This window comes from Microbacterium sp. A8/3-1, from assembly GCF_040267695.1.
GTDB lineage: Bacteria > Actinomycetota > Actinomycetes > Actinomycetales > Microbacteriaceae > Microbacterium > Microbacterium luteolum.
In genome coordinates this window covers 492,329-519,068 of sequence record NZ_CP158357.1, presented here as the reverse complement: position 1 = coordinate 519,068, position 26,740 = coordinate 492,329, and the positions used below count along the sequence as shown (strand labels likewise).

23 protein-coding genes are annotated in these 26,740 nt (G+C 67.5%); 9 read left to right on the top strand and 14 right to left on the bottom strand.

Annotated features, from left to right (window positions below; genetic code table 11):
- Position 1 precedes the first annotated feature (1 nt).
- The 4 genes from ABS642_RS02560 (at position 2) to ABS642_RS02545 (ending at position 5,541) form a co-directional block, all read left to right on the top strand.
- On the top strand, positions 2-940 hold the full coding sequence (locus ABS642_RS02560) for an ABC transporter permease (RefSeq protein WP_282216912.1): 939 nt from the start codon (positions 2-4) through the stop codon (positions 938-940).
- Positions 937-2,865, top strand: coding sequence for an ABC transporter ATP-binding protein (locus ABS642_RS02555; RefSeq protein WP_350352144.1), 1,929 nt, complete (start codon positions 937-939; stop codon positions 2,863-2,865). Before ABS642_RS02560 ends, ABS642_RS02555 begins: the two co-directional genes overlap by 4 nt.
- A 142-nt stretch (positions 2,866-3,007) precedes the next feature.
- On the top strand, positions 3,008-4,726 hold the full coding sequence (locus ABS642_RS02550; protein ID WP_282216910.1) for an ABC transporter family substrate-binding protein: 1,719 nt from the start codon (positions 3,008-3,010) through the stop codon (positions 4,724-4,726).
- 86 nt (positions 4,727-4,812) lie between these two features.
- Complete coding sequence (locus ABS642_RS02545; RefSeq protein WP_350352143.1) at positions 4,813-5,541, top strand: alpha/beta hydrolase; 729 nt, start codon at positions 4,813-4,815, stop codon at positions 5,539-5,541.
- Here the strand turns inward: ABS642_RS02545 and ABS642_RS02540 are convergent.
- Together ABS642_RS02540 and ABS642_RS02535 are read right to left on the bottom strand one after the other, a co-directional pair.
- Positions 5,536-6,756, bottom strand: coding sequence for an MFS transporter (locus tag ABS642_RS02540; protein ID WP_350352142.1), 1,221 nt, complete (start codon positions 6,754-6,756; stop codon positions 5,536-5,538). The genes ABS642_RS02545 and ABS642_RS02540 overlap by 6 nt on opposite strands.
- Entirely contained in the window at positions 6,753-8,126 is a 1,374-nt protein-coding gene (locus ABS642_RS02535) for a GH1 family beta-glucosidase (RefSeq protein WP_350352141.1), read from the bottom strand. Before ABS642_RS02535 ends, ABS642_RS02540 begins: the two co-directional genes overlap by 4 nt.
- Positions 8,127-8,347: 221 nt before the next feature.
- Here ABS642_RS02535 and rpsT point away from each other — a divergent pair, with 221 nt between their 5' ends.
- A complete protein-coding gene (gene rpsT, locus ABS642_RS02530) occupies positions 8,348-8,608 on the top strand; it encodes a 30S ribosomal protein S20 (protein WP_282216906.1) in 261 nt (86 codons plus the stop codon).
- A gap of 75 nt (positions 8,609-8,683) precedes the next feature.
- On the opposite strand, the gene holA is transcribed toward rpsT, so the two are convergent.
- The 12 genes from holA to ABS642_RS02470 all read right to left on the bottom strand — a co-directional run bounded on the left by holA (position 8,684) and on the right by ABS642_RS02470 (position 22,349).
- Complete coding sequence (holA, locus tag ABS642_RS02525; protein ID WP_350352140.1) at positions 8,684-9,721, bottom strand: DNA polymerase III subunit delta; 1,038 nt, start codon at positions 9,719-9,721, stop codon at positions 8,684-8,686.
- A 70-nt stretch (positions 9,722-9,791) separates the two neighbouring features.
- Complete coding sequence (locus ABS642_RS02520) at positions 9,792-10,619, bottom strand: fumarylacetoacetate hydrolase family protein (RefSeq protein ID WP_350352139.1); 828 nt, start codon at positions 10,617-10,619, stop codon at positions 9,792-9,794.
- Positions 10,616-11,023 carry a RidA family protein gene (locus ABS642_RS02515; protein ID WP_282216903.1) on the bottom strand — a complete coding sequence of 136 codons (408 nt, stop codon included), beginning with the start codon at positions 11,021-11,023 and terminating at the stop codon, positions 10,616-10,618. The genes ABS642_RS02520 and ABS642_RS02515 overlap by 4 nt, the downstream gene beginning before the upstream one ends.
- A 41-nt stretch (positions 11,024-11,064) precedes the next feature.
- A complete protein-coding gene (locus ABS642_RS02510) occupies positions 11,065-13,449 on the bottom strand; it encodes a bifunctional salicylyl-CoA 5-hydroxylase/oxidoreductase (RefSeq protein ID WP_350352138.1) in 2,385 nt (794 codons plus the stop codon).
- Position 13,450: 1 nt separating this feature from the next.
- Entirely contained in the window at positions 13,451-15,112 is a 1,662-nt protein-coding gene (locus tag ABS642_RS02505) for an AMP-binding protein (protein WP_350352137.1), read from the bottom strand.
- Between the two features lie 40 nt (positions 15,113-15,152).
- Entirely contained in the window at positions 15,153-16,019 is an 867-nt protein-coding gene (locus tag ABS642_RS02500; RefSeq protein ID WP_350352136.1) for an acyl-CoA thioesterase II, read from the bottom strand.
- On the bottom strand, positions 16,016-16,456 hold the full coding sequence (locus ABS642_RS02495) for a cupin domain-containing protein (protein WP_350352135.1): 441 nt from the start codon (positions 16,454-16,456) through the stop codon (positions 16,016-16,018). Before ABS642_RS02495 ends, ABS642_RS02500 begins: the two co-directional genes overlap by 4 nt.
- Before the next feature lie 181 nt (positions 16,457-16,637).
- Positions 16,638-17,486, bottom strand: coding sequence for a PaaX family transcriptional regulator C-terminal domain-containing protein (locus ABS642_RS02490; protein WP_350352134.1), 849 nt, complete (start codon positions 17,484-17,486; stop codon positions 16,638-16,640).
- A 54-nt stretch (positions 17,487-17,540) separates the two neighbouring features.
- The gene (locus ABS642_RS02485; RefSeq protein WP_350352133.1) at positions 17,541-18,779 is read right to left on the bottom strand and encodes a M20 family metallo-hydrolase; all 1,239 of its coding nucleotides are present in this window, start codon (positions 18,777-18,779) and stop codon (positions 17,541-17,543) included.
- Positions 18,776-20,155 (bottom strand): allantoinase AllB, encoded by a 1,380-nt coding sequence (gene allB, locus ABS642_RS02480; RefSeq protein ID WP_344708098.1) that lies wholly within the window; start codon positions 20,153-20,155, stop codon positions 18,776-18,778. The genes ABS642_RS02485 and allB overlap by 4 nt, the downstream gene beginning before the upstream one ends.
- Before the next feature lie 17 nt (positions 20,156-20,172).
- Entirely contained in the window at positions 20,173-20,883 is a 711-nt protein-coding gene (locus ABS642_RS02475; RefSeq protein ID WP_350352132.1) for an aspartate/glutamate racemase family protein, read from the bottom strand.
- On the bottom strand, positions 20,880-22,349 hold the full coding sequence (locus tag ABS642_RS02470) for a cytosine permease (RefSeq protein ID WP_350352131.1): 1,470 nt from the start codon (positions 22,347-22,349) through the stop codon (positions 20,880-20,882). The genes ABS642_RS02475 and ABS642_RS02470 overlap by 4 nt, the downstream gene beginning before the upstream one ends.
- A 233-nt stretch (positions 22,350-22,582) precedes the next feature.
- Between ABS642_RS02470 and ABS642_RS02465 the strand changes: the two genes are divergently transcribed.
- Genes ABS642_RS02465 through ABS642_RS02450 form a run of 4 tightly spaced genes read left to right on the top strand, consistent with a single transcriptional unit; the run spans position 22,583 to position 26,707 of the window.
- The gene (locus ABS642_RS02465) at positions 22,583-22,804 is read left to right on the top strand and encodes a ferredoxin (RefSeq protein ID WP_282216894.1); all 222 of its coding nucleotides are present in this window, start codon (positions 22,583-22,585) and stop codon (positions 22,802-22,804) included.
- A gap of 8 nt (positions 22,805-22,812) precedes the next feature.
- Positions 22,813-24,237: a cytosine permease gene (locus tag ABS642_RS02460; RefSeq protein WP_350352130.1), complete on the top strand. Its 1,425-nt coding sequence runs from the start codon at positions 22,813-22,815 to the stop codon at positions 24,235-24,237.
- Positions 24,234-25,457 (top strand): cytochrome P450, encoded by a 1,224-nt coding sequence (locus tag ABS642_RS02455; protein ID WP_350352129.1) that lies wholly within the window; start codon positions 24,234-24,236, stop codon positions 25,455-25,457. The genes ABS642_RS02460 and ABS642_RS02455 overlap by 4 nt, the downstream gene beginning before the upstream one ends.
- A complete protein-coding gene (locus ABS642_RS02450) occupies positions 25,457-26,707 on the top strand; it encodes an FAD-dependent oxidoreductase (RefSeq protein ID WP_350352128.1) in 1,251 nt (416 codons plus the stop codon). The genes ABS642_RS02455 and ABS642_RS02450 overlap by 1 nt, the downstream gene beginning before the upstream one ends.
- The last annotated feature ends 33 nt before the right edge of the window (positions 26,708-26,740 follow it).

The window sequence follows — 26,740 nt, the reverse complement described above, 5'->3', positions numbered from 1 at the left end:
CATGACCTCGGAAATGATCGATCCCACCGTCGAAGCCTCGACGGCAGCTCCCGGCCCCGAGACGACGCGGGTCGCGACCCGGCGACTGTCCAAGTGGACCCTGTACTCCCGGCGTTACGCCCGCAACAAGGGTGCGGTCGCCGGCCTCATCATCTTCGCCCTGCTCGTCCTCTTCGCCATCATCGGACCGCTCATCGCGCGCTACGACCACGTCGAACTCGACTTCCTCGCACTCAGCACCGGGCCCACGGCAGAGCACTGGTTCGGCACGAACAACGCCGGCAACGATCTCTTCGCCCAGGTGGCGGTCGGTCTGCAGCGCTCGCTGATGATCGCGGTGAGCGTGTCCGTCGGCGTGACGATCGTCTCGGCTCTCGTCGGAACCGCGGCCGCCTACTTCGGCGGGTGGACCGAGCGCATCACCCTGCTCGTCATCCACTTCATGATGGTGATCCCCTCGTTCCTCATCCTGGCGATGATCTCGAACAAGTCCGGCGGCGACTGGCGCGTCATCGCGCTCATCATGATCTTCGTGATCGGCTGGTACTTCCCCGCTCGCGTGATCTGGACGCTCGCTCTGTCTCTGCGCGAGCGCGAGTACGTGAGCGCCGCCCGCTACATGGGCGTTCGCGGCTTCCGCATCGTGCTGCGCCACCTGCTCCCGAACATCGGCTCGCTCCTCGTGATCAACTTCACCCTGGGCGTCGTCAACGCGGTCGTGGCCGAGACCGGCCTGTCGTTCCTCGGGTTCGGCGTCAAGATCCCCGACGTCTCCCTCGGCGCGCTGATCGGCGCCGGCTCGAGCTCGCTGATCACCTCGCCCTGGCTGTTCTACTTCCCCGCCGCCGCGCTCACCCTTCTCACCGTGTCGATGGCGCTCGTCGCCGACGGCCTGCGCGATGCCCTCGATCCCACGTCTGCGGCTGGAGGCCGAGCATGAGCAACGTACTCTCCGTCCGCGATCTCGCGGTCAGCTTCGCGTCAGAGGCGGGCCGCGTCGATGCGGTGCGCGGTGTGTCCTTCGATCTCGAGGCCGGCAGGACCCTCGGCATCGTCGGCGAGTCCGGGTCCGGCAAGTCGGTCACGTCCCTCGCGATCATGGGGCTCCTCGACGAGAACGCCAAGGTGACTGGGTCGATCATGTACGAGGGCAAGGAGCTTCTCGGCATGACCGACAAGCAGCTCTCCGTGATCCGCGGCAACGGCATGTCGATGGTCTTCCAGGATCCGCTGACATCCCTCACGCCGGTGTTCACCATCGGCGATCAGCTCATCGAGGCGCTGACCGTGCACCGGAGCCTGTCGAAGAAGGATGCCTGGAACCGCTCGGTCGAACTGCTGAAGCTCGTCGGCATCACCGAGCCGGAGCGACGGATGAAGTCGTTCCCGCACGAGTTCTCCGGCGGCATGCGCCAGCGCGTCGTGATCGCCATCGCGATGGCGAACGATCCGAAGCTCATTATCTGCGACGAGCCAACGACCGCCCTCGACGTGACGATCCAGGCACAGATCCTCGACCTCATCGAGAAGGCCCAGCAGGAGACCGGCGCCGCGGTCATCATGATCACCCATGACATGGGTGTCGTCGCCCGCACGGCGGACGACGTCATGGTGATGTACGCCGGGAAGCCCGTCGAGCAGGCTCCCGTGCACGAGCTGTTCCACAAGACCCGGATGCCGTACTCGATCGGTCTGCTCGGCGCGATCCCGCGCGTCGACAAGGCGGAGAAGGAACCTCTCACGCCGATCAAGGGCAACCCGCCGCTGCTCATCAACCTGCCCGATGCGTGCCCCTTCGCCGACCGCTGCCCCATCGTGATGGACGCGTGCCGCACGAGGGAGCCGGAACTCCTGCCGGTCGCGACCGGTTCCGGCGACCTGCACCGCGCCGCCTGTATCCGCGCCCACGAGATCGAGGACGGCGGCCTCCTCGGCGGCATCCCCGTGTACCCCGTCCGCGAGGTACCGGAGAGCCCGCTGGCGAAGCTTCCCCGCGAGGAGCGGCCCATCACGCTCGAGGTCAAGAACCTCACCAAGACGTTCCCTCTTCTCAAGGGCGCGTTCCTGAAGCGCAAGGTCGGCGAGGTGCACGCGATCAAGGGCGTGAGCTTCGATGTGCGCGAGGGCGAGACGATGGCGATCGTCGGCGAGTCCGGGAGCGGCAAGACGACGACGCTCCTGCAGATCATGGACATGGTCAAGCAGACCGACGGCGACATCGTCATCGCCGGCACGAGCGTGAACGACATCCACAGCCACAAGGTAGAGCGTCAGCTGCGCCGCGACATCCAGATCGTCTTCCAGGACCCGATGGGAGCACTCGACCCGCGCATGACGGTCGCCGACATCATCTCGGAGCCGCTCTTCGCGATCGGGACCCCCAAGGAGGAGGCGCACCGTCGGGTCGACGAGCTGATGGACCTTGTCGGCTTGAATCCCGCGCACAGCGACCGCTTCCCGCAGGCGTTCTCCGGAGGACAGCGACAGCGCATCGGCATCGCCCGTGCCCTGTCGACCAACCCGAAGATCGTCGTCCTGGATGAGCCGGTGTCGGCACTCGACGTCTCGATCCAGGCGGGCGTGATCAACCTCCTCGACGAGCTGAAGGCGAAGCTGGGTCTGTCGTACCTGTTCGTCGCGCACGACCTGTCCGTCGTGCGGCACATCGCGGACCGCGTGGCGGTCATGTATCTCGGTGACTTCGTGGAGCACGGCGACGTCGACGACGTCTTCGAGAACCCGCAGCATCCGTACACGAAGGCGCTGCTCTCGGCCATCCCCGTTCCCGATCCCGACATCGAACGCACGCGCCAGCGCGTGGTTTTCGATGCCGAGACCATGAGCACCCGCGCCGTGACGGCCTGAGACACGACCACGAAAATCCGCGGAACGATGCTGTGGTCACCGTCCGATAACGGTTAGGCGGTATTCACTGTCGCCCGCTGTGGTTCGGAACAAGGCGAACTATTCTTCCCTTTATGAATCGCCGAAAGGCGGAAGGAGCACCATGAAGAACAAGAAGTTGTTGGGGGCCATCGCGATCAGCGGCGCCCTCGCACTCGCCCTCGCGGGTTGCGCGAGCGGCTCCGGGAACACCGGCGGCGGGGACAACGGCGGCGGCGAGACCGTCGAGACCAAGGCAGCGGACTACAACCCGCAGCCCCGCGAGAACCTGAAGGAGGGCGGCGAGGTCAACTTCGAGATCAACGAGGTCCCGGAGCAGCTCAACGCCTTCAACAGCGACGCCAGCGCCGACACGGCGCGCCTGTGGTACTACTACATGCCGCAGCTCCTCCTCGTCAGCCCGGAGGGTGAGGTCACGAAGAACGACGCGTACCTCGACGCCTACGAGATCGGCGAGGACGGCGGCAACACGACGCTGACCTTCACGTTCACGGACGAGGCCCACTTCAACGACGGCACCGACATGGACTGGACCGCCATCGACGCGACGTGGAAGGCGAACCGCTCGACCGAGGAGGGCTACAACCCGAACGCGACCGACGGCTACAAGCAGATCACGTCGGTCGAGGAGGGCGACTCCGTGAAGACCGCGGTCGTCACCTTCGACGGCATCTACGCATGGCCGTCCATGGCGTTCCTCACGGGTGGTGTCCTCAACCCGAAGCACGCTGATGTCGAGACCTTCAACAACGCCTACATCGGCAACCTCAACGCCGAGTGGGGTGCGGGTCCGTACACCGTCGACGAGTTCGACGCGAACGCGGGCTTCGTCTCGTTCAAGCCGAACCCCGAGTGGTGGGGCAACGCGCCGCTGCTCGACAAGGTGACGTTCACGGCGCTGGAAGACGACGCCGCGATCAACGCCTTCAAGAACGGCGAGATCGACCAGGTCGAGGCCGGCAGCCAGGAGCGCCTGGCCCAGGTCGAAGACGTCGACGGCGCTGTCGTCCGTCGCGCTCAGCAGACCGCCAAGACGGTCCTCATGGTCGACGGCGACAAGCCGCAGTTCGCAGACCTCGAGGTACGCAAGGCGTTCTTCATGGGAATCAACATCGACCAGCAGAAGCAGATCGCCTGGAACGGCCTCGGCTACGAGGAAGAGGCGGCCGGCTCGCTGAACATGTACTCCTTCCAGGACGGGTGGTCCGACGCGTTCGGCGAAGCCGGTCTGAAGTACGACGTCGACGGCGCCAAGAAGCTCCTCGACGATGCAGGCTGGGTCGAGGGCGATGACGGCATCCGCGAGAAGGACGGCGTCAAGTTCACGGTCGTCTACCCGATCTTCAGCAACAGCCCCGTGCAGGAGGCGCTCGCGAAGTCGCTGCAGGCTCAGCAGAAGGAGATCGGCATCGATGTGCAGATCGAGGTCCGCGCGTCGGCTGACTTCTCCGACGACTTCACGTCGAAGAACTGGGACATCTTCGGTCTCCGCTTCACCGACTCCGACCCGTTCGGACCGGCGTGGATGTGCCAGATCTACTGCTCCGACAGCGGTCTGAACCTGTCCGCCACCGGCAACGCCGAGATGGACAAGGAGATCGCTGACGAGGTCGAGTCGCAGAAGGACGCCAAGAGCTGGACCGAGGCTGCCATGAAGCTCGAGCCGAAGCTGATCGAGAAGACCTGGGGCGTCATCCCGCTCTACAACGGTCCGTCGGTCTACGTGGCCCAGAAGGGCCTGGCGAACCTCACGCCGGAGCCGTACGTCGGACTGGACCTCTTCGGAGTCACTCCCGTCGAGAACCTCGGCTGGGAGAAGTAATTCCCCGGGGACACTGAGCTCGTCGGAGTGCCCCGGAGCGGGGTCGGTGGTTCATCCACCGGCCCCGCTTTCCTTATGCTGAACGCGTGAACGTCCAGATCGTCTTCGTGCACGGCATCCGCACCTCTGCGACCATGTGGCGCTCGCAGCTCGCCTATCTCGACGAGCACGGGTATTCGTCCACCGCCGTCGACCTCCCCGGTCACGGCTCCCGCATGCAGGAGGACTTCACCCTCCACGAGGCGCTGCACACGATCGACGCCGCGGTGCGCGCAGCGGCGGAGAAGGGACCGGTGCTGCTCGTCGGTCATTCGATGGGCGGGCTGTTGTCCCTCACCTACGCGGGAGGGGCGCAGACGCCTCCGGTCGCCGGCCTGGTCGCAGCCGCCTGCACGTCGCTCCCCCGCGGCGCCGGGCTCTCCGCCTACCGTCTACTCTTCCGCGCCGTCGATTCGCTCCCGGATCGCGGGATGTGGATCACCCGCCGCATGCTGGCCGCAACCATCCCCGCCGAGAACCGCGCCGACTTCGCCGCCGGCGGCTACGCCCTGGACACGCAGGATGCCGCGCTGCGCAGCCTCTCCACCCTCGACGTCGCGACCGCCGTCGAGCGGATCAGGATCCCACTGTGGTTCGTGAACGGCCAGTACGACCAGCTGCGGGCGAACGAGCGCCTGTTCCAGCGCCTCGCCCCGCAGGCCGAGCTCATCGTCGTGCCGCGGACGACGCATCTCGTGACGGCGATGCGGCCGCGCGTGTTCAACGCCGTGCTGGAGCTGGCTATCGCGACGATCGCCCAGGCCGACGCATCATGACCGCGCAGGCTGCCGTGCGAACGCGGTGAGGACACCGCCGACGAGCGACAGCACAGCGGCAGCCGCGAACACGAGCCAGAATCCGCCGACGAGCGCGACGAGTCCGGCGCCCAGCACCGGACCGATCAGCTGGCCCAGCGCCGCAGTGACGTTGACGATGCCGAGATCTCGTGCGTGGTCCTGTTCGTCGGGGAGCAGGTCGGCGGCGAACGCGAGCCCCACCGTCGAGAACGCGCCGTACCCGAGCCCCATCAGCGCGGCCGCGACCATCGTCATCTCGAAGGTGGGCACGAGCGCGATCGCGACGCCTGATGCCGCCTGGACGACGGTCGCAGCGACCGTGAGCGTACGACGGTTGCCGGTGCGGTCGGAGACGATACCGGTGCGCACCGACGCGATCACCACGAACACCGTGTAGACGAGGATGAGCAGCAGCAGGTTGTCCTGCGCGGCCGCACTCGGCTGCCCGAGTCCGTGCAGCAGGAAGAACAGGAAGAGCGCCGTGCCGAGCGCGTTGCCGATGTTGGTCACCAGCCGGCCGGACAGCATCCAGGCGAAGTCGCGATCACGGAGCGACGCGAGTGTCTTGCGCCCTGCGCCCTTCGGACGCATCTCCGCCGTCCCCGGAGGGTCGGGCAGCAGCAGAGCGGATGCCGTGCCGATCGCCGCGATGATGCCGGCCAGCAGCAGGTATCCGGCGACGATGTCGAGGCCGAGGAGCACGACCAGGCCCACGCCCAGCACGATGCCGACGGCCTGACTCGAGCCGACCGCGGCGGCAGCGGCTCCGCGCTGCGTGGTCGGCAGCTGGTCCGCGATCAGCGCGGTGAAGGCCGCGGACGAGACGGCGACGCCGATCGAGACGCCCACCCATCCGGCGCCGACCGCCCAGGGACCGCTCGCGAAGCTGGTGAGCACGAGGCACACCGCGGTGAGCCAGACTCCCCCGAGCGCCCAGGGCCGCCGGCGGTGTCGTCCGGCGGCGGCGCGATCGGAGAGCGCTCCTGCCAGGGGACCCGCCACGATGCCGGCGAGCCCGCCGATCCCGAGCACGAGCCCGGAGGAGACCACCCCGCGGATCCAGTCATCCTCGGGGGTATCGAGCTGGAGGGGCAGGAGAAGCTGTACGGGCGTCAGCTGCACGGTCCAGATGGCGAGCCACGCGAGCGTGAACAGCGACATCCATCGCGCGCCAGCCCTGGTCGCACCACTCATCGTGTCTCCTCCTGGCGTGCTGCTGCGGAACGTGCGCTCGCGATGAGGTCGCGATACCAGTCGTACGATGCCTTCGGGGTGCGCTCCCCCGTCTCGAAATCGACGTGGACGAGGCCGAAGCGCTGCGTGTAGCCGTCGGCCCACTCCCAGTTGTCGAGGAGAGACCACACCGTGAACTCCTCGACGGGAACGCCGGCCGCGATCGCCTCCCCCACCGCGGCGATGTGACCTGCGAGGTAGCCGATCCGGTCCGCATCCTCGACGCGTGCGGCGCGATCGGGCTCGGGGAACGAGGCGCCGTTCTCGCCGATGATGACGGGAGGGAGGTGCGGATGCCGCGCGTGCAGGTCGATCAGGAGATCGCGCAGAGCCTCCGGCATGATCGGCCATTCGGGTCCGAATCCGGTGACGGCGACGCCCGGTGTCGGCACGATGTCGAACGGGATGGGGCTCGACGCATCTGCGGCGGTGACGGTGGTCGGGTTGTAGAAGTTGATGCCGTAGAAGTCGATCGACGCCCGGATCGCTTCGAGATCGCCGTCCTGCACCGGCATGGCAGGAAGCCCCCAGGCAGCAAGGTCGGGATACCCGCCGGCCAGGAGCGGCTCGCTGAACACCCGATTGTGGATCATATCGTAGAGAGCTGCTGCACGACGGTCCTCTGCCGTGTCGTTCAGAGGAAGCACCCAGGTGTGGTTGTTCACCAGGCCGACCTGGGCGGAGCCGCGGGATCGGATGGCCTCGGCGGCGCGGGCGTGCGCAAGGAGCTGGTGATGAACGGTCGGCAGTGCGTCGAACAGCAGCTGCTTCCCGGGGGCGAGCGCACCGACCGCATAGCCCTGCAGCGTGGTCATCGCCGGCTCGTTCAGGGTGTACCACTGCGCGACGCGATCGCCCAGTCGGTCGACCACGATCGCGGCGTAATCGGCGAAGCGCTCGACCGTGTCCCGACGGAGCCATCCGCCGTCGGCATCGACGGCGGATGGCATCTCCCAGTGATACAGGGTCGGAAAGGGAGCGACGCCGGCTTCCAGCAGGAGATCCACGAAGCGCGAGTAGTGGTCGAGGGCCGCGGTGTTCGCCGCTCCCCTGCCATCGGGCTGCACCCGCGCCCACGGGATCGAGAAGCGGTAGCGATCGAGGCCGAGACCGGCCGCGAGAGACACGTCCGCCTCCGGATGCCGATAGCTGTCGCACGCGGGATCGGCCGTGGAGCCGTCCTTGATCGCGCCGGGAGCCTCGAGGTAGTCGTCCCAGATCGATCGACCGCTGCCCTCGGCGCCACGGGCCCCCTCGATCTGGAAGGCGGATGTCGCAGCGGACCAGCGGAATCCCGCGGGCAGAGACGAGCGGGTGGGGACGGCGGTCATGTGGCTCCTCGACATCGGTGTCCGGATAAGGTTGATTCTGCACCCGGTACCAGCGTTTCCGCGACTCAGTACCGCTTCTTGCAGCCGTTTCGCGTGATCGAGTCCTCTGCTGATAGACTCGACTCTTGGCTTGCGTGTGGGTTCTTCCCATACGACCGCTGTGCAGCAGCCCTCTTCTGCTGCCAGCATTTCCCATCACTCCTGTACAGAAGGTTCCACACGTGGCAAACATCAAGTCGCAGATCAAGCGCAACAAGACCAACATCAAGGCGAACGAGCGCAACAAGGCCGTGAAGAGCGAGCTCAAGACGCTCATCCGCTCGACCAAGACCGCCGTCGCCGCCGGCGACAAGACCGCTGCCGAGGCCACCCTCAAGAAGGCCGCCGTCAAGCTCGACAAGGCCGTCAGCAAGGGCGTTCTGCACAAGAACCAGGCCGCGAACCGCAAGTCGGCTCTCGCCAAGCAGGTCTCCGCTCTCTGAGCGAACGCTTCTGCTCACTGAGCATCAGCTTCTGAATCAGCCCGCCTCACCGAGGCGGGCTTTTTCGTGCCCGCCCTATGCCCCGAAGGGCTCACGGGTGGCGATGACGGTCACCATGCGCTCGAGGGCGAAGATCGGATCGCGCGCGGCGCCCTTGACCTCGGCGTCGGCGCGCGCGGTCGCCTGGATCGCCATGCCGAGCGAGCGTTCGTTCCAGCCGGCCAGGTCGCGCCGTGCGCGATCGACCTGCCAGTCCTTCATGCCGAGGCGCTGAGCCAGCTGCCTGCTGGGTTCTCGATTGCCCGCCACCCGCGCCATGCCGCGGAGCTTCATGGCGAATGCGGCCACCATCGGCACGGGGTCGGCACCGGAGGACAGTGCATGACGCAGCGCGATCAGCGCCTCGCCGTAACGACCGGCGATCGCCGTGTCTGCGACGACGAAGGCCGAGACCTCGACCCGGCCGCCGTAGTACCGGGTGACGGTGTCTTCCGTGATGTCGCCCTCGACGTCGCCGATCAGCTGCTGGCACGCCGCGGCGAGTTCGGTGAGATCGTCGGCGAAGGCCGAGACGAGCGCTCGCAGTGCGGGCGGCGCGATGCGCTTCTTCGCCGAGCGGAACTCGCCCGCGGCGAAGTCGACCCTGTCGCTGTCGCGCTTGATCGCCGGGACCGCGATCTCGATACCGCCCCCGGTGCCGGAGCGGAGCGCGTCGAGGAGCTTCTTGCCGCGGACGCTCGCCCCCGTGTGCCGCAACACGACCGTCGCGCCCTCTTGAGGGTGGTCGAGGTACGACACCGCTTCCTGGATGAACGCGTCGGTGCACTTCTCGACGCCCGAGACGCGAACGAGCCGCGGCTCACCGAACAGGGACGGCGAGGTGAGCGAAAGCAGGGTGCCGGGTTCGTAGTCGTCGGCGCGCACGTCGCTGACCTCGAGCGACGGATCCTCCGCGCGCAGGTAGTCGCGCACGCCCGCGATCGCGCGCTCGGCGCAGATCTCCTCCGGACCGGAGACGAGGATCAGCGGTGCCGGATGCGGCTCGCGCCACGACACCTGCGGGATCTTCCCCGCCTTGGCGCCGCCACGGGAAGGAGGACGCGAAGCTGCCATGGATCCAGACTACCGGTGGCCACGGACGCGGCGACGGCGTGGTCCGGGCACCTCGGTGCTCAGCCCCCGACTATTCGAAGCGGATGGTGTTGCGGAGCTCGCCGATGCCGTCGACCGCGGTCGTCACGACGTCGCCGTCACGAAGCCAGCGCGGATCATCCATGCCGAGGGCGACGCCGCCGGGCGTGCCGGTGAGCACGATGTCGCCGGGACGCAGGACGGTGATCTGAGAGACGTAGGCGACCAGATCCGCCGCATCGAAGACGAGCTCCGCGGTGTCGCCGTCCTGCATGATCACGCCGTTGACCGCGCAGGTGATGCGCAGGCCGTCCTTCGGCTCGATCTCGTCGGCCGTCACCAGCCACGGACCCAGCGGATTCGTCGCGTCGAACGCCTTGCCCTGCAGCCACTGCAGCGTGCGCTGCTGCCAGTCGCGCATCGACACGTCGTTCGCGACCGCGTAGCCGAGGATCGCCGCACTGGCCTGTTCCCGGTCGGCGCGGTGCACCTCGGCCCCGATGACGACCGCGAGCTCGGCCTCCCAGTCGACGCGGTCGGTGTCGTGCACGATGATCTCGTCGAACGGGCCGGTGAGAGTGTCGGCGAACTTGGCGAAGAGCGTCGGGAACTCCGGGACAGGGCGCCCGGTCTCGGCGATGTGGTCGCGGTAGTTGAGTCCGCAGCAGAAGATCTTCGCCGGACGCGGCACCGGGGTGGCGAAGGCACCCTCGTCGACGGTTGATCTGGCGGGATCCCGCAGCGCCTCTTCGGCGCGCTCTCGCCAGTCCGGCGCAGAGAACAGGCGCTGAGCGTCCGTCTCCTCGAGCAGGACCCAGCCCGCGTCATCGCCGACGGCGGCGCGGGTGCCGTCGCCGTGGCGCACGGTGGCAAGCCTCATCCGTTCGCCTCGTCGCCGATGTGCGCGACCCCCTGGATCTCGATCAGCGCCTCCGCCTGCCAGAGCCTGGTCACGCCGATGCCGGCCATGGCCGGATACTCGGTGCCGGCCAGCTGGCGCCAGACCCGTCCGATCTCACGGCCGTTGCGCTGGTAGTCCTCGACATCGGTGAGGTAGATCGTGACATCGACGAGGTCGCTGGGACGCCCGCCGGCGGCATCCAGCGTGGTCAGGACGTTCGAGAACGCCTGCGCGAACTGCTCGACGATCCCGCCGGGCACGATCGCGCCGGTGGCATCCATGGCCGTCTGGCCGCCGAGGTAGACGAACTCTCCGGCGCGCACGCCATGGGCGAAGCCGCTCGGCTTGATCAGCGCGGGCGGGTTGATGATCTGTCTGGTCATGTCGGTTCTCTCCTGGGTCCGTCGTCGTGTCGTGTCGCGCCTCAGCGCGCGAGGGTCTCGGTCCGCGCCGGCGTCCAGCGCCGGTGTGCGGTCGCCTCAACCCCGCCCTGCGCGTCCCGCACCAGCGAGAGCCGTGGTCGCACCGCATCGGTGCGGGCGCTCGGCGGCTTGCGCGATCCCGCGCGGAACGGATCGACCCAGTCTGCTCCCGCACCGCGGTAGCCCTGGTCGGCCGCAGCGTGGAGCGTCCATTGGGGATCCCACAGGTGCGTACGGCCCAGCGCCACCATGTCGGCGCGTCCGGCGAGCAGGATCGAGTTCACATCGTCATAGCTCGAGACCGCGCCCACCGCGATCACCGCGACCCCGGCCGCCGCGGCGACCCGGTTCCTGATCGCGTCCGCGAAGGGCGTCTGGTAGCTGCGGCCGAACTGCGGCCGCTCGTCCTTCGAGATCTGGCCGGAGGAGACATCGATGCCATCGGCTCCGTGCTCGATGAATGCTCGGGCGATCTCCACGGCCTCGTCGATCGTGTTGCCGCCCTCGATCCAATCGACCGCCGACAGACGCACGGTGAGCGGGCGCTCCGCCGGCCACGCGGCGCGCATGGCATCGAACACCTCGAGCGGATAGCGGAGCCTGTTCTCGAGGCTGCCACCGTACTCGTCCGGGCGCTGGTTCGAGACGGGCGAGAGGAACGACGAGATGAGGTAGCCGTGCGCGGCGTGCAGCTCCGCGAGGTCGAAACCCGCTTCCGCCGCACGCCGGGTCGCGGCGACGAACTCGTCGCGCACCCGGTCCATCGTGGCGCGGTCGATCTGCCGAGGTACCTGGTTGGCCGGTCCGTAGGCGAGAGCCGACGGTGCGACGACCTCCCAGTTGTCCGCATCGAGCGGCCTGTCCATGCCCTCCCACATCCGCTTGGTGGATCCCTTGCGGCCGGAGTGCCCGATCTGCACGCCGACCTTCGCCGTGGACTGCTCGTGCGCGTAGGAGACGATCCGCCGCCACGCGTCCGTCTGCTCGTCGGTGTAGAGCCCGGCGCAGCCGGGAGTGATCCGGCCCTCGGCCGAGACGCAGACCATCTCCGTCATCACCAGGCCCGCGCCACCCATGGCCTTCGAGCCGAGATGCACGAGGTGGAAGTCCCCCGGCACCCCGTCGACGGACGAGTACATGTCCATCGGCGACACGACGATGCGGTTCTTCAGCTCCAGGCGTCCGATCCGATGGGGACGGAACATCGCCGGCTCATCCGGCTCCCTGGCAGGAAGTGCCGCGCCCTGCACGATGTCCGCGGCGAACGCCGGATCGCGCACGGCGAGGTTCTCGAGCGTGATACGGCGGCTGCGGGTGAGCAGGTTGAACGAGAACTGCAGCGGATCCTGATCCGCGTACTGGCCGATCTGCTCGAACCACTCCAGCGATGCCTGCGCGGCGCGCTGGGTCGATGCGACGACGGGCCGCCGCTCCGTCTCGTATGCGGCGAGCGAGTCGCTCAACGAGGTGTGCTCGTGGAGGCAGGCGGCCAGCGCCAGAGCATCCTCCATCGCCAGCTTCGTGCCGGAACCGATCGAGAAGTGCGCGGTATGCGCAGCATCCCCGAGGATCACGAGGTTCTCGTGATGCCAGTGCTCGTTGCGGACGGTGGTGAAGTTCAGCCACTTCGAGTTGTTGGTGAGAACCTCGTGCTCGTCCAGCACGTCGGCGAAGAACTCCCGGATCTTCTCGACCGAGTACATGTCGCTGACGCCAGGGGGGAAGATCCCACCCTCGGTCGCGTCGAAGCCCGCCGCGCGCCAGACGTCCTCGTGCATCTCGATCAGGAACGTGCTGCCCTGATCGGAGTACGGGTACCCATGGAGCTGCATGACGCCGTGCGGGGTCCGCAGCACGGCGAAGGTGAAGGCCTCGAACACACGATCGGTGCCCAGCCACATGTACTTCGACACCCGCCGATCCAGATCCGGACCGAGCTCGCGGGCGAACTGCCCTCGCACCCGCGAGTTCACGCCGTCGGCTGCCAGCACGAGGTCGTGGGTGCGCATCAACTCCTCCGCATCCGGAGCTTCCGTGCGGAACCGGATGTCGACGCCGAGTTCGAGGCACCGCTGCTGCAGGAGCTGCAGCAGCTCCTTGCGGCCCATCGCGGCGAAGCCCTGGCCGCCGATGGTGTGGGTGCGACCTCCGAAAAGGATGTCGATGTCGGTCCATCGCGCGAACTGCTCGCCCATCCGCTGCGCGATCACGGGATCGGCGTTCTCGATGCCGCCGAGGGTCTCGTCGCTGAACACGACGCCGAAGCCGAACGTGTCATCCGGAGCGTTGCGCTCCCAGACGGTGATGTCATGATCGGGGTTCAGCTGCTTCATGAGTGCGGAGAAGTAGAGGCCTCCTGGCCCTCCTCCGATGACGGCGACACGCATGTCAGGCTCCTTGGCTGATCAGGGCGGCGGCAGCGGCTTCGGCCGCTGCGCGCTCGCGAAGGATGAAGTGCTGGATCTTCCCGCTGGGATTCCGCGGCAGCTCGTCGACGTAGTCGATGCGGCGCGGGCATTTGTAGATCGCCAGCCGCTCCTTGACCACACCGAGGATCGCCGTGGTGAGATCATCGCTCGGGTCGACGCCGGCACGAGGGACGACGAAGGCGTTGACGACGCTCCCCCGTTCGGGGTCCGGTCGTCCGACGACCGCGCACTCGAGCACGTCGGGGTGCGCCGCGACGGCCTCCTCGACCTCGGGTGCACCGACGTTGTAGCCGGCGGTGATGATCATCGAGTCGTTCCGCGCATGGAAGGTGAAGTAGCCCTCCTCGTCCATCACGAAGGTGTCGCCGGTGATGTTCCAGCCGTTCTGGACGTAGTTGGTCTGCCGCTCGTCCTGCAGGTACCGGCATCCGGTCGGTCCGATCACCGCGAGGCGGCCGGCCACACCGGGACCGAGCGGCTGTCCCTCCTCGTCGAGGACGGCGGCGCGGTAGCCGGGGACCGCGCGCCCCGTGGCGCCGGGGCGGATGTCGTCGCCCGCAGCCGAGATGAACACGTGCAGCATCTCGGTGGAGCCGATCCCGTCCACCAGACGCACCCCGCTCGCAGCCTCCACCGCCTCGAAGGTCTCGCGCGACAGGTGCTCCCCGGCGGAGACGCCGACGCGCAGCCTGCGCAACTGGTCGGCCAGCCCCTCGTTGAGCACCGCTCGATATCCGGTCGGCGCGGTGTACAGCACCGTGATGCCGAGCGGCTCGATCAGCTTCGCGAGCTCGATCGGCGTCGCCCGTTCGAGGATGACGGCCGCTCCCCCGCTGCGAAGCGGGAAGACGACGGCGCCGCCGAGCCCGAAGGTGAAGGCCAGCGGTGCCGTCGTGGCGCTCACGTCGTGCTCCGTGAGGCGCAGAACGTGCTCGGCGAACGTGTCGGCATTGGCGAGGATGTCGCGGTGGAAGTGCATCGTGATCTTCGGTGCGCCCGTCGTGCCGCTGGTGGCACCGAGGAGCGCGACATCGTCGGCCGCCGTGTCGACCGCCGTGAACACGCCGTCCTTGGTGTCGCAGGCGGCAGCCAGTGCGTCGACCGCTCCCCCTGCCACGATCAGACCGCCGGCCGGCACCAGCTCGTCGAGCGCATCGGCGACGTCGTCGAGGCAGCGGCCGTCCACCACCGCGACGCGCGGGCTCACCCGGCCGAAGATGTTCCGCACCTCGTTCGACTTCCAGGCGATCATCGTGGTGACGACGACGGCTCCGGCCTTGAGCGCGCCCAGCCAGCACGCGACCGCCCACGGCCCGTTGTGCAGTCGCAGCGCGACGCGATTGCCCGGCACGACGCCGTGGTCCTCGGTCAGCACCTGCGCGAACTGGTTCGCGCGGCGCTGCAGCTCGCCGTAGCTCCACCGGTCGCCGTCACCGACGATGATGGCGTCGCGATCGGGACCGAAGCGCTCGACGGCGCGGTCGACGAGCTCGACAGCGGCGTTCAGCCGCTCGGGGTACTGCACGCCGGACAGAGTGAACTCGAGGGTCGGCCACAGATCGGACGGTGGCAGCGAGTCGCGCGTGAACGTGTCGATGTGGGCAGAGGGGGAGAGCTTCATTGCCGGTCCCTTCGGATGGTGGTTCGAGTGTTCGAGAGTTTCAGTGCGGTCGGCCGGGACGGATCATGCCCTCCTGGGCCACCGTGGCGATGAGGCGGCCTCCGCGATCGAAGAACCGGCCGATCCCGAGGCCGCGGCCGTCGGAGATCCCCGCGCTCTCCTGCGCGTAGAGAAGCCAATCGTCCGCTCGGGCAGGCGCGTGGAACCACATCGCGTGGTCGAGGCTCGCGGTCACCAGTCCATCGGAGCGCCACGGCAGTCCGAGGACCCGCAGGACGGGCTCGAGGATCGTGTAGTCGCAGACGTAGGCGATCGCGACCTGATGGATGACAGGGTCGTCTTCCAGACGCTCGAACGCACGGACCCAGACGGCCTGATGGGCGATGCGCTCGCCTTCGATGTGCACGTAGACCGGACCGGGCACGTGTCTCATGTCGAAGCTGCGTCCGTGCGACCAGTACTCGACGTCGGGTCCTTCGAGGTCTGCCAGCGCGTCGGCCGCGCTCCGCAGGTTCTCCGGGTCGGCGACCTCCGGCATCACCGGGCCGTGCTCCGGGAAGGGCTCCGGCACGTGGAAGGATGCCGTCGCGAGATAGACCAGCGTGCCGTGTTGGTGAGCACGGACGTGCCGGGTGGAGAAGCTCCGGCCGTCGCGAAGCGTCTCGACCTCGTACGTCACCGGCTCCGAGGTGTCGACGCCGCGGAGGAACGTGCTGTGCACGGAGTGCAGCATCCGATCGCCGTCGACCGTGCGGATGGCCGCGAGGGCACCCTGCGCCACGGAGTCGCCGCCGTAGGCCTTCGGCCAAGGCACCGGCTGCGCCTGCGCGGTGAACGCCCGATCGGCGTGCTGGGGTGCGCACTCGGTCAGCGCGATCGCGCGGTGGAAGGCGGCGGAGGAGCTCATGCGCGCCGGAAGCCCTCGAGAACGGAGTCGTCGACTTCGTCGAGGTTCACCACGATGTTGTCCGGCGTGCGGGTCGTCAGCCAGACCAGCTCCTCGGTCGTCGACATGTTCGCCTCGACATGCGGCATGAACGGCGGCACGAACACCCAGTCCCCCGCGGTCATGTCCAGGTACTCCTGGTAGTCCGTGCCGAAGTAGATGCGGGCCGTTCCGCGGAGCACGAAGCCGCCCGTCTCGGCCTCTCCGTGGTGGTGAGGGAGCGAGCGGTATCCGGGCTCGTTGGAGACCTGACCGAACCAGATCTTCGTGGCTTCGGTGTGCTGCGGACCGACGCCGGAGACGCGGATGCATCCACCCGATGACATCGTCTGGGTGTCCTCCTGGCCGCTGCGGGTCACCTGCGGAACCTTGTCCCAGCGCAGTTCGTTCTCGGTCATGGAAGAGCTCCTTCGCTCGTGTCTGAGGGCGCGGCATCGTCGCGTGTCGAGCACATCCTGATCCCGACCCAAGAAGTGTCACATACGTGACTATCGTCACGCAAGTGCAATATGGGAACATCTGCGCGCACGCCGAGAACCCCGGAGCGGCGGCCGCATCCAGGGTCGGCGAGGGCCGGGATCAGTTCATGACGGAAGCTACGAAGCGCTCGGCAGCCGGCTCCAGCCTCCGATGCAGAGCGCCGAACAGCTGCTCCGCTTCGAGTCCGATCCAGCGCTCGGGAAGCAGCGCCAGGGGAATCCCTGGGTCGAGATAGGCGAGCCGGCGCCACTGGGTGATCGCGCCGACGTGCGCCGCGAAAGCATCGCGATCCGCTCTCTCTCCCGTCAGCGCAGGACGGAACGCCTGGAGGAAGCCGCCGTACATCGGCTCCAGGGCGGGCAGATCCCACCACCGCCGCACCGCCTGCGTGAGGTCTTCCTCCGAGACGCGCGAGCCGATGAAGAGCTCGACGTAGCCATGGAGGCCGGCGCGTGCCAGCGCGATGCGGGTCTCGTCCGCGATCGCCCCGGGAGCGATCCACAGGCCACCGCTGACCTGCCCGAAGCCGAGCCGCTGCAGGAGCTTGCGCAGTTGATGGCGGAGGGGGCGCTCCCGCTCCGGCACGCTGAACGATGCGAGCAGCCACGGGTCCGACGGCTGCGCGCGGCGCTCCTCGAAGATCCGGTGGTCGCCGGCCGCGAACACCGCCTCGAGCGATTCGGCGACCCGGTAGGCGGCTCCACCGCCGGAGCGGATGCTGACCAGCACCCCCCGTTGCTTGAGACGCGACACAGCGGAGCGCACGGCGGAGGCGTCCACTCCGAGCGCCGCCATCATCTCGATGAGATCGGCGATCTGGATCACCCCGCCGTGCGCGCGCACGTAGCGGCCGAAGACGGTCACGATCAGGTGCTGAGGTCGCACCGTCGTCCCGGAACCGATCCCGACCGTGTCGTCGAGATCGGCGGTGGGGACGTCTGCGCTCATGACGTAGGAGCCTAGCGCGACTCGCCGCGACGCTCTCGCCCGGCCCCCGCAGCGTCACCGGTCAAGCGCCGTCACGACGCGAAGGACCACATCCGTCCCTTTCCGCAGATCGTCGAAATCGGACCATTCCTCCGGCACGTGGCTTCGCCCGGCGCGGCTGGCGACGAACACCATTCCGACGTCGGTGATCTGGGCGATGAACATCGAGTCGTGCCCTGCCCCGCTCGTGATGTCGCGATGGGTGAAGCCGAGTTCGGACGCCGCCTCGCGCACGCGATCCACGACCACCGGAGACAGACCGACAGGGCTGAGCGCGAAGAACCCGTTCACCGCGGCCTCGACTCCGGCCGCGGCGGCTACTTCTGCCACCATCGCCTCGATCCTGTCGACCAGGAGCCGGATCGACTCCTCGTGGGGCGATCGCAGGTCGAGCGTGAACTCGACGCCTCCCGGAACCTGGTTGAGCCCACCAGGGGTCACCGTGAGGTGGCCGACGGTCGCCACCGTGCCGTCCGCGATCTCGTTGACGAACCGATTGATCTCTCGCACCATGAGCGCCGCCGGCACCAGCGCGTCCTGCCGCAGGTGCATGGGGGTGGTCCCGGCGTGATCGCTCCTGCCGTCGACGGTGATCCGGAAGGCGCGGACACCGACGATGCCCGTCACGACGCCGATCTCCACCTTCTCCTGCTCGAGGATCGGCCCCTGCTCGATGTGCAGCTCGATGAAGGCGCGAAGGTCATCCCTCGTACGGGCCGCCGCCCGCAGCTCACCCGGTTCCAGCCCGAAGGCCGTGGCCGCCTCTCGCACCGTCACGCCGTCTTCGTCCACCAGGGTGTCCAGATCGGCGTCGGACACGAGCCCCGCGATCGCGCGACCGCCCAGCATGCCGCTGCTGAAGCGGGTGCCCTCCTCTTCGACGATCGCGATGACCTCGAGAGGATGACGGTTCACATATCCGCTCTCCTGCAGCACCCTCGCCGCCTCGAGCGCGCACACCACGCCCGCGGTGCCGTCGAACATCCCGCCGTTGCGGACCGAGTCGAAATGCGAGCCGAAGGCGATCGCCGGCAGAGCGGGGTCGCTCCCCTCGCGCCGACCGATGATGTTGCCGAGAGCGTCCTCATGGACGCTCAGCCCCGTCCGCTGCATGGCGGCGACGATCACCTCTCGCGCGGCAGCGTGCTCCGGAGTGTACGTGAGACGTGTCACGCCGGGACCTTCGACCGAGAAGCGGGAGAGCGTCCAGAGCTCCTCCTCGATGCGATCGGCCCGCGCCTGCTGCAGCGTCACGACGACACCTCGCTGTCGCGCCGGGTCACGAACTGCCCGAAGCCCTGGTCGACGAGGATCTCTCCGTCCTGGGCGACGACCGTTCCACGGATCATCGTGAGGACGGGCGCGCCGGTGACCGGCCGTCCATCGAACGGACTGTAGTGCAGGAGCGAGCGGAACTGCGAAGCATCCACCTTCCTGTCCTCGATCTCCAGATCGAGGATGAGGAGATCGGCGTCCGAGCCGACCTGGAGCGTGCCCTTCTGCGGATAGATCCCGAAGAGCTTCGCCGGGTTCTCGCACATCACCTCGACCAGTCGCTCCAGCGAGACGCGGCCCTTGTTGACGCCGTTGGTCAGCATCATCGGCAGCGACGTCTCCAGTCCCAGCGCACCGTTGCTGGCCGTCCAGATGTCGTCCCAGCCGCCCTCCTTGTTCTCGACGGGGTGCCCACCGTGATCCGATCCGAGCGTGTCGATGTACCCCTTCTCGAGCTGCTCCCAGAGGACGGCGTTCAGCTCGGCCGAACGGACCGGCGGGGCGATCTTCATGTACGGGCCGACCTTCTCGGCGTCATCCATTGTGAGGTTGAGGTACTGAGGGCCTGACTCGCAGTGCACGTCCTGACCCTCCGACTGCGCCTTGTGGATCAGCTCCACGCCGCCGGGGTTGCTCACGTGAACGACGATGAGTCGGCAGCCCGCCTCCTTCTGCAGGAGCAGCGCGCGCTGGATCGCCTCGTTCTCCTGGAAGACCGGCTGGGACGCCTCATACGCCGCCAGGTCCTTGCGCCCGGCCGCCTTGAGCTGCTTCTGCAGCGTCTGGATGAGCATCTCGTTCTCGGCGTGCACGACGATCACCGAGCCGCAGGCCGCGATCTCCTGGAAGATCTCGAACAGCTGTCCGTCGTCGACGGCGTCGAACATCCCGGGAACGGAGGCCGCCATCATCGACTTGAAGCCCACGGCACCGGCATCATGCATCTTCCGGATCTCGCTCAGGTTTCCGGGCACTCCGCCGCCGTACAGCGCGAAGTCGACCTTGAGCCGCTGCTCCCCCTGCTTCTTCTTCTCGAGGAAGGCCTCCAGGGTGGTCGTGGGCGGGAACGTGATCGGCATCTCGATGATGGTGGTCACACCGCCGACGGCCGCCGACTCGGAATCGAGTTCGAATCGCCCGTAGACCTCCTTCAGATCCATGTCGATGATGTGCACGTGCTCGTCGACCACACCGGGCATCACGAACCTGCCTGCGGCATCGATGGTCCGGGCCGCTTCGGCCTCGAGGGGCTCCTCGCTGATGGCGGCGATCCGGCCGTCCTTCACGAGGATGTCGGCTTCGATGATGCCCTGACTGGAAACCACTCGACAGTTCTTCACAATGACGTCGAACATGACATCGCTCCTTCTCGTTAGAGGTACTGCTTCTCGGTGGGTGCTTGATAGGTGTTGGCCTTGCTGGTGCGGTACCCCAGGGCGACGAGGCTCTCCGCGACGCGGCAGGCTGCCTCGACCGCGTCGATCACGGGGACACCGAGCTCTTCGCTCAGCTGTCTGGCGAATCCGGCCATGCCCGCGCAGCCGAGCACGATCGACTCCGCGCCGTCCTCGCGCACCGCCTCACCTGCCACTCGCCGGAGGGTCTCGAACGCCGCTGCCTCGTCTTCGTGGAATGCGAGCACTCCGAGATCCGGAAGCTTGAGGGAGGCGAGTCGATCCGTTGCCCCCGCCCGGTGCACCAGCTCGTGCAGATGCTTGCGCACGCGCGGGAGGATGCTCACGATGGAGAAGCTCGCGGCGACGAAGGTCGTCATCTGGATCGCCGCCTCGGCGATTCCGACCACGGGCCTGTCGGTGAGCTCCCTGACGGCGTCGAGACCTGGATCGCCGAAACAGGCGATGACGTAGGCATCCGGTCGGTCTTCGCGCTCCGCGCGGCGGACCTCTTCGACGAGGTGATACGTGGCCAGCACCTCGTCGTAACTGCCCTCGATGACCGTGGGGCCCTTCGAAGGATTGACCGCGGTGATGGTGGTTCCCGGTGACACCACACTTCGCGCCGCCTCGGCCACCGCATCGGTGAGATCCACCGAGCTGTTGGGATTGATGACATGGATTCTCATCGTTGGTTCTGCTCCTTCGTGTTCGCAGTCGCTGATTCGTCCGCCGGCGCCACAGGGCCGATCGGTCGCAGGTAGTCCTCGTTCTGGTTCTCGGATTCGGAGAACAGCGGGAAGGTCTTCGCCACCCATCGCATTGCCGGTATGTGCAGCAGAAGGGCGGCGATCAGGCCGGTCACGAACATCAGGTCGGGCGTGAGGAACGACACCGCAAGCGCGACCGCGTAGACCGCGAGTGCGACCCAGTTGACGCCGCGCCAGTAGGTGTAGATGCCCTTGGTCCGATACAGGTCGTGCAGGCTGATCCGGCGGCGGCGCACGAGGAAGTAGTCGCTGATCATGATCCCCGCGAGCGGGCCGAGTGCACTCGAGAGCAGGTTCAGGAAGGTGTTGAGCACACCGGCGAACTGCCACGGCATCATCAGCAGGCCGATGACCGCCGAGACGATCACACCGGTCTTGAACGTGAACACCCGCGGGAACGTGCTGCACAGCGTGTACGCCGGCGAGAGGAGGTTCGCTGCGGGGTTGGTCGACCAGGTGGCGAGCAGCACGAAGACCTGGAAGAGGATCGCCATCGGGATCGACACGCCGCCGACCACCTCGGTGATGGCGATGACCGGGTTCCACTCCCCCACCAGCACCATCGAGGCGGCGCCGATGAATCCGAAGATGATGGATGCCGGCACCATGCCGAGCCACTGCGCCGTGGCGTATCGCGCGTCGGCCTTCGTCTGACCTTCTCGCGACGCGTTCGGGTCGACCTTGCACTCCTTGACGATGTCGTGGATGCTCACGACGACCGCGATCCAGCCGCCGACGAAGATCATGATCGCGGTCGAGAACGGCATGCCAGGGTTCTCGCCACCCATCGACATGACCTCGCCGAGGCTCACGTCGGCGCCGTCGAGCATCAGGTACACCATGTACACGCCCATCGCGAGGAGCACCGGCGAGGCGAAGACGTTCATCCAGCGGATGAACGTGATCCCGTAGAAGGTCGTCACGACCTGGATCGCGCCGAAGATGACGATCCACAGCGGCAGGTTCGTGAATCCGGTGAGGAGACGAGTGATCTCATCGAGTGCCAGCGCGCCCAGCCACGTCTGGAAACCGAACCAGAACAGCGAGAGCAGGGCCTTGAGCGTGATCGGGATCAGCGATCCGCGGATGCCGAAAGGCATCCGCGCGGCGACCGTGAAGTTGATGCCCCAGCGGATCGCCGCGCTCTGGGTGAAGAAGAGCAGGATCACTGCGATCGTGCAGCCTGCGGCGATGGCGACGATCACCTGCCAGACCTGGAAGCTGCTCGTCATCTGTCCCGCGGCGATGAAGATCGCCACCTGGATCGCCATGGCGAACCAGATGGCCGCGAGGGAGAACGGCCCGACGGAGCGCTCGGCGTATCGAGTGGGTGCATTGGATGGGTTCAGGAGGCTGCGAGCCTCTTCGATGGGTGTCGTCGACATTGACGTTTCTCCTCGCACAAGGGATGAGTGGGCCGTGAGACTCACCGGCGTTCCGCCACTCCACCACCCGTGCCCACCTCGCCGCGACGTACACGGCAGCCAACCTGCGCCGGATTCTTGTACACGGCGGATATGTGCGGACGAGCACCTACCGCCATATCGTTCCGGGAATGGGACGGCGCAGAGACGCGACCGCCCCGTCCCCCGAAGGACAATCCGATGAAGGACTTCTCATGCGTGTAATGGTTGATCAGGTCAAATGCACAGGCCACGGGATCTGCGAGGAGCTCGCCCCCGATGTCTTCGAGATCGATGACGACGGCATCGCCCAGGTCATGATCGCCGAGGTGCACGGCGCCTCTCTGGAAGATGTGAAGGCCGCGTGCGTCCGGTGCCCGACGCAGGCGATCACCCTCCTGGAGATCGGCTCGCCGTCGTCTGCTGAGAAGGCGTAGGCGCGGCGATGAACGCCAGCGCGAGTGCCGTCGAAGTCCAGGGCGCGAGCTTCATCCCCGACGAGCAGCGATCCGGTCGACCGCGGGACCTCTTCTTCATGTTCCTCTCGGCCAACGTCACCCAGCTCTACGTGGTCATCAGCGCGACGATCATGCTCTTCGGGCTCGAAGTGTGGCAGGCCGTCGTCGTCATCCTCCTGTCGAACACCCTGATGTTCCTGATGGGGTGGTTCGCCACACTCGGCGCTGCCGGTGGAGTGCCGACCTCGATCATCACCCGGGCCATCTTCGGTCTACGCGGGAATCGGATCTTCGGCGCCGGCGTCGTCGTCGTCCTGTCCGCCATGGTGACGACCGTGAATCTGGTCATCGGCACCCAGGGCGGCCTGGTGATCGCCGAGCGACTCGGCATCGCGCAGGGTCCCGCGACGACGGCCGTCGTGTGCGGGCTGATCGTGCTCACCTCCGTGGGACTGGCCATCTACGGCTACAACATGATGGTCCGCACCAGTGGTGTCCTGACCATCATCATCGCCGCAGCCTTCGTCCTGCTCGCCTTCTTCGTCGTGCAGAAGGTCGATCTCGCGGCCTTCGTACCGGTCCCGACGGATCAGCCGGTGATCGGCTTCATCATCGCCCTGACCCTGTGCATCGCGATGCCGCTCTCCTGGGGCAGCGCCGCCGACTTCGCGCGGCAGATCCCGAGCACGGCACGACGCACCCCGATCGTCCTCGCGGTCGGTCTCGGCGGCATGATCCCCCTGGTCGGCCTCGAGCTGATCGGCGTGCTCGCCGCGACCGCGACCGATATGACCGACCCGATCGCCGGTCTCGTGGGACTCGTTCCGGACTGGTTCGGAACCGTCCTCGTCGTGGTCATCGTGATCGGCTCGATCATGAACACGGTCATGACGATCTACGGCGGGAGCTTCGGCATCCAGGCCGCGGGTGTTCCGGTGAACAGGGTGACCGCGGTGATCGCACTCGGCCTCACGGCCGCCGCCGCCACGGTCTACGTGCTCTTCCTCGCCGACGACTTCCTGGGCATCCTCCAGCTCGGACTGACCTGCCTCGGCTCGATCGCCGCACCCCTGACGGCGATCCTCCTCATCGACAGCATCCGCCGTCGCGGTCGCTACGACGGCCGAGCCCTGTCTGTCACCTCCCCGGACAGCCCGTTCTGGTACCGCGGGGGCTTCCGGATCTCCGGCATCGTCGCTCTGCTCGTCGGATCGGTCATCGCCCTCCTCTCCCTGAACGGGGCGTCCTACCAGGGCCCCATCTCCCGGTGGCTCGGCGGCGTCGACATGTCCATCCTCTTCGGAGGGCTCGTGACCGCCGTCCTGTTCGTGATCCTGTCCCGTGTCCTCGATCGTCCTGCTCTCACGTCCGCCGACCTCCCGATCCTCTCCACTGAAAGGACCATGCCATGAGCACGACGCTCGACTTCGCAGATCCCGCCCTCTACGAGAACCCGGTCCCGGTGTTCAACGCGATGCGGGAAGAGAACCCGGTCCACTGGTCGGATGCCGCCGGCAGCTGGATCATCAGTCGCCACGCCGACGTCGTGAGCGTGCTCAACAACCTCGAAGAGGCCCACGCGAGCCTCTACAAGATCACCGACTACGCGCAGCAGTGCCCGTTCGGCAAAGGCACTGCGATCGCTCGAGGCATCGAGGGCGCGCTCGTGACGACGGACCTGCCTGACCATCCCCGCCTGCGACGCCACACGGCACCGCTCCTGACGCCCCGCGCGGTCGAGCGCGACTACGCCGACATCGTGGAGAAGACGGTCATCCGCCTCCTGGACGACCTCGAAGCCGACACCGAGTTCGACGTCCTCGACTCGATCTCCGTGCCGCTTCCGCTCGCGGTGGTCACGAAGCTGATCGGGTACGAGCCCGAGGACGCGCTGCAACTCAACCACTGGGCCATCGACCTGACCCGTTCGCTCGAGCCGCATCTCGAGAGCATCGACCTGGAGCTCAGCGACGCCGCCGCCCAGAACCTGGAGGACCACCTCCGCGACGCTCTGCGAACGTTCGGGCCGACCGCCGAGCCCGGCACGGTCCTCTACAAGCTGCATCGGGGCCTGGAGGAGGGAACGCTGCTGTCCGAGCAGGAGGCCGTCATCCGCCTCGAAGAGCTCGTCTCCGCCGGCACGGAGACGACCACCACCATCATTCCGGCGGCGTTCGAGGCGATGACGCAGTTCCCGCACGTCTGGGACGAGCTGAAGGCAGACCCCGAGCTCATTCCGGGCGCTGCCGAGGAGTTCCTCCGTTTCGCATCGCCCTCGCCGTTCACCGCACGAGTCGCGATCAGCGATATCGTGCTGGGCGATCAGGTCATCAAGGCGGGCGAGTCCATCCAGCTCGCCATCCTGGCTGCGAACCGCGATCCTCGCGTCTTCACCGATCCTGACGTGCTCGACATCCATCGGTCGCCGAATCCGCACATCACGTTCGGCGGCGGGATCCACGCGTGCCTCGGACAGCATCTCGCCCGTCTCGAGATGCGCACCCTGCTGAAGCACGCCGTCAGCCGCTGGGACTCCTTCGAGGTCGCGACCGATCGCGTCGTGCGCCGCGACCGCATCGGCGTCTGGGGATATTCCGCGTTCCCCATGACCGTGCGAGATCGAGTCGGCTGATGGACACGCCGATCGTTGCTCCCGAGTCTGTCGAAGAACCTGCTCCGCCGCTGATCATCATCGGCGCCGGCCTGGCCGGTCTCCGCGCGGCGGAAGGCGCGAGGCAGGCAGGCTACTCCGGAGCGCTGATGATGATCGGCGACGAGGAACATCCGCCCTACGACCGTCCTCCTCTGTCGAAGGACTTCATCACGGAGTCGGCACCGCCGGAGGTGCTGCTGCGCGATGTGGACGAGCTCACGCGCGAACTCGACATCGACCTGCGGCTCGGCCGATCCGCCGAGGAGCTCGACGTCGCCGGCAGGCGCGTCCGTGTGGGCGGGGAATGGCTGAGCTACTCCTCGATCATTCTGGCCGTCGGCCACCGATCCCGGAGTTTCCGCACGGAGCGGCAGGAGCAGAGCCTGTACCCGCTGCGCACGATGGCCGACGCGCTGCGGCTGCGGGAGCGCCTCGATGCGGGAGCGGGACGCCTGGCGATCCTCGGGGCCGGATTCATCGGATCCGAGCTCGCCAGTTCGGCACGGAGCCGCGGCGTGGATGTGACCCTCCTCAGCGCGACGCCGAGACCGCTGGCGGGCGCGCTCGGCACGCAGGCTGCCGACGCGCTCGTCCGCATGCATCGCGCGCACGGTGTCGATGTTCGGCTCGGATGCACCATCACCGAGGTCGGCGCATCATCCATCGTGCTCTCCGACGGGTCGGAGGTCGCCGCCGACGTCGTCGCCTACGGCATCGGCGGTGAGCCGGCGACCGAATGGCTGGCAGGCTCCGGGGTCGAGCTCGATCCGGGCGGAATCGTGTGCGACGAGTTCCTCCGCGCGGCGCCGCACGTGTACGCGGCCGGGGACATCGTCTCCTGGCCCAGCGAGCTCTTCGAACGTCGGCTGAGAAGTCCGCACTGGACCCCGGCTGCCGAGCAGGGCGCGTGTGCCGGCCGCAACGCCGTCACCGACGCGCAGGAACCGTTCGACACGGTTCCGTATTACTGGTCGGATGTCTACGGCAAGCGGCTGCAGTTCGTCGGTGTGGCATCCGGCGAGGAGATGGTCGTCGTGCACGACGACCTCCCGGACGGCGGGTTCCTGGCACTCGCCCGCTCGGGCGACCGGATCTCCGCCGCGTGCGGAATCGCCATGCGTCGGGCCATCGTCGCCGCTCGACGGCACATCCGGCAGGGGACTTCCTGGAGCGACGCCGTCGAGGAGCTGGTGTCGGATCCACGCTCCGCGCTCGTCGCGACCAGGTAGAACGGCTGATGCGCCTCGCCCCCCGGCGAGGCG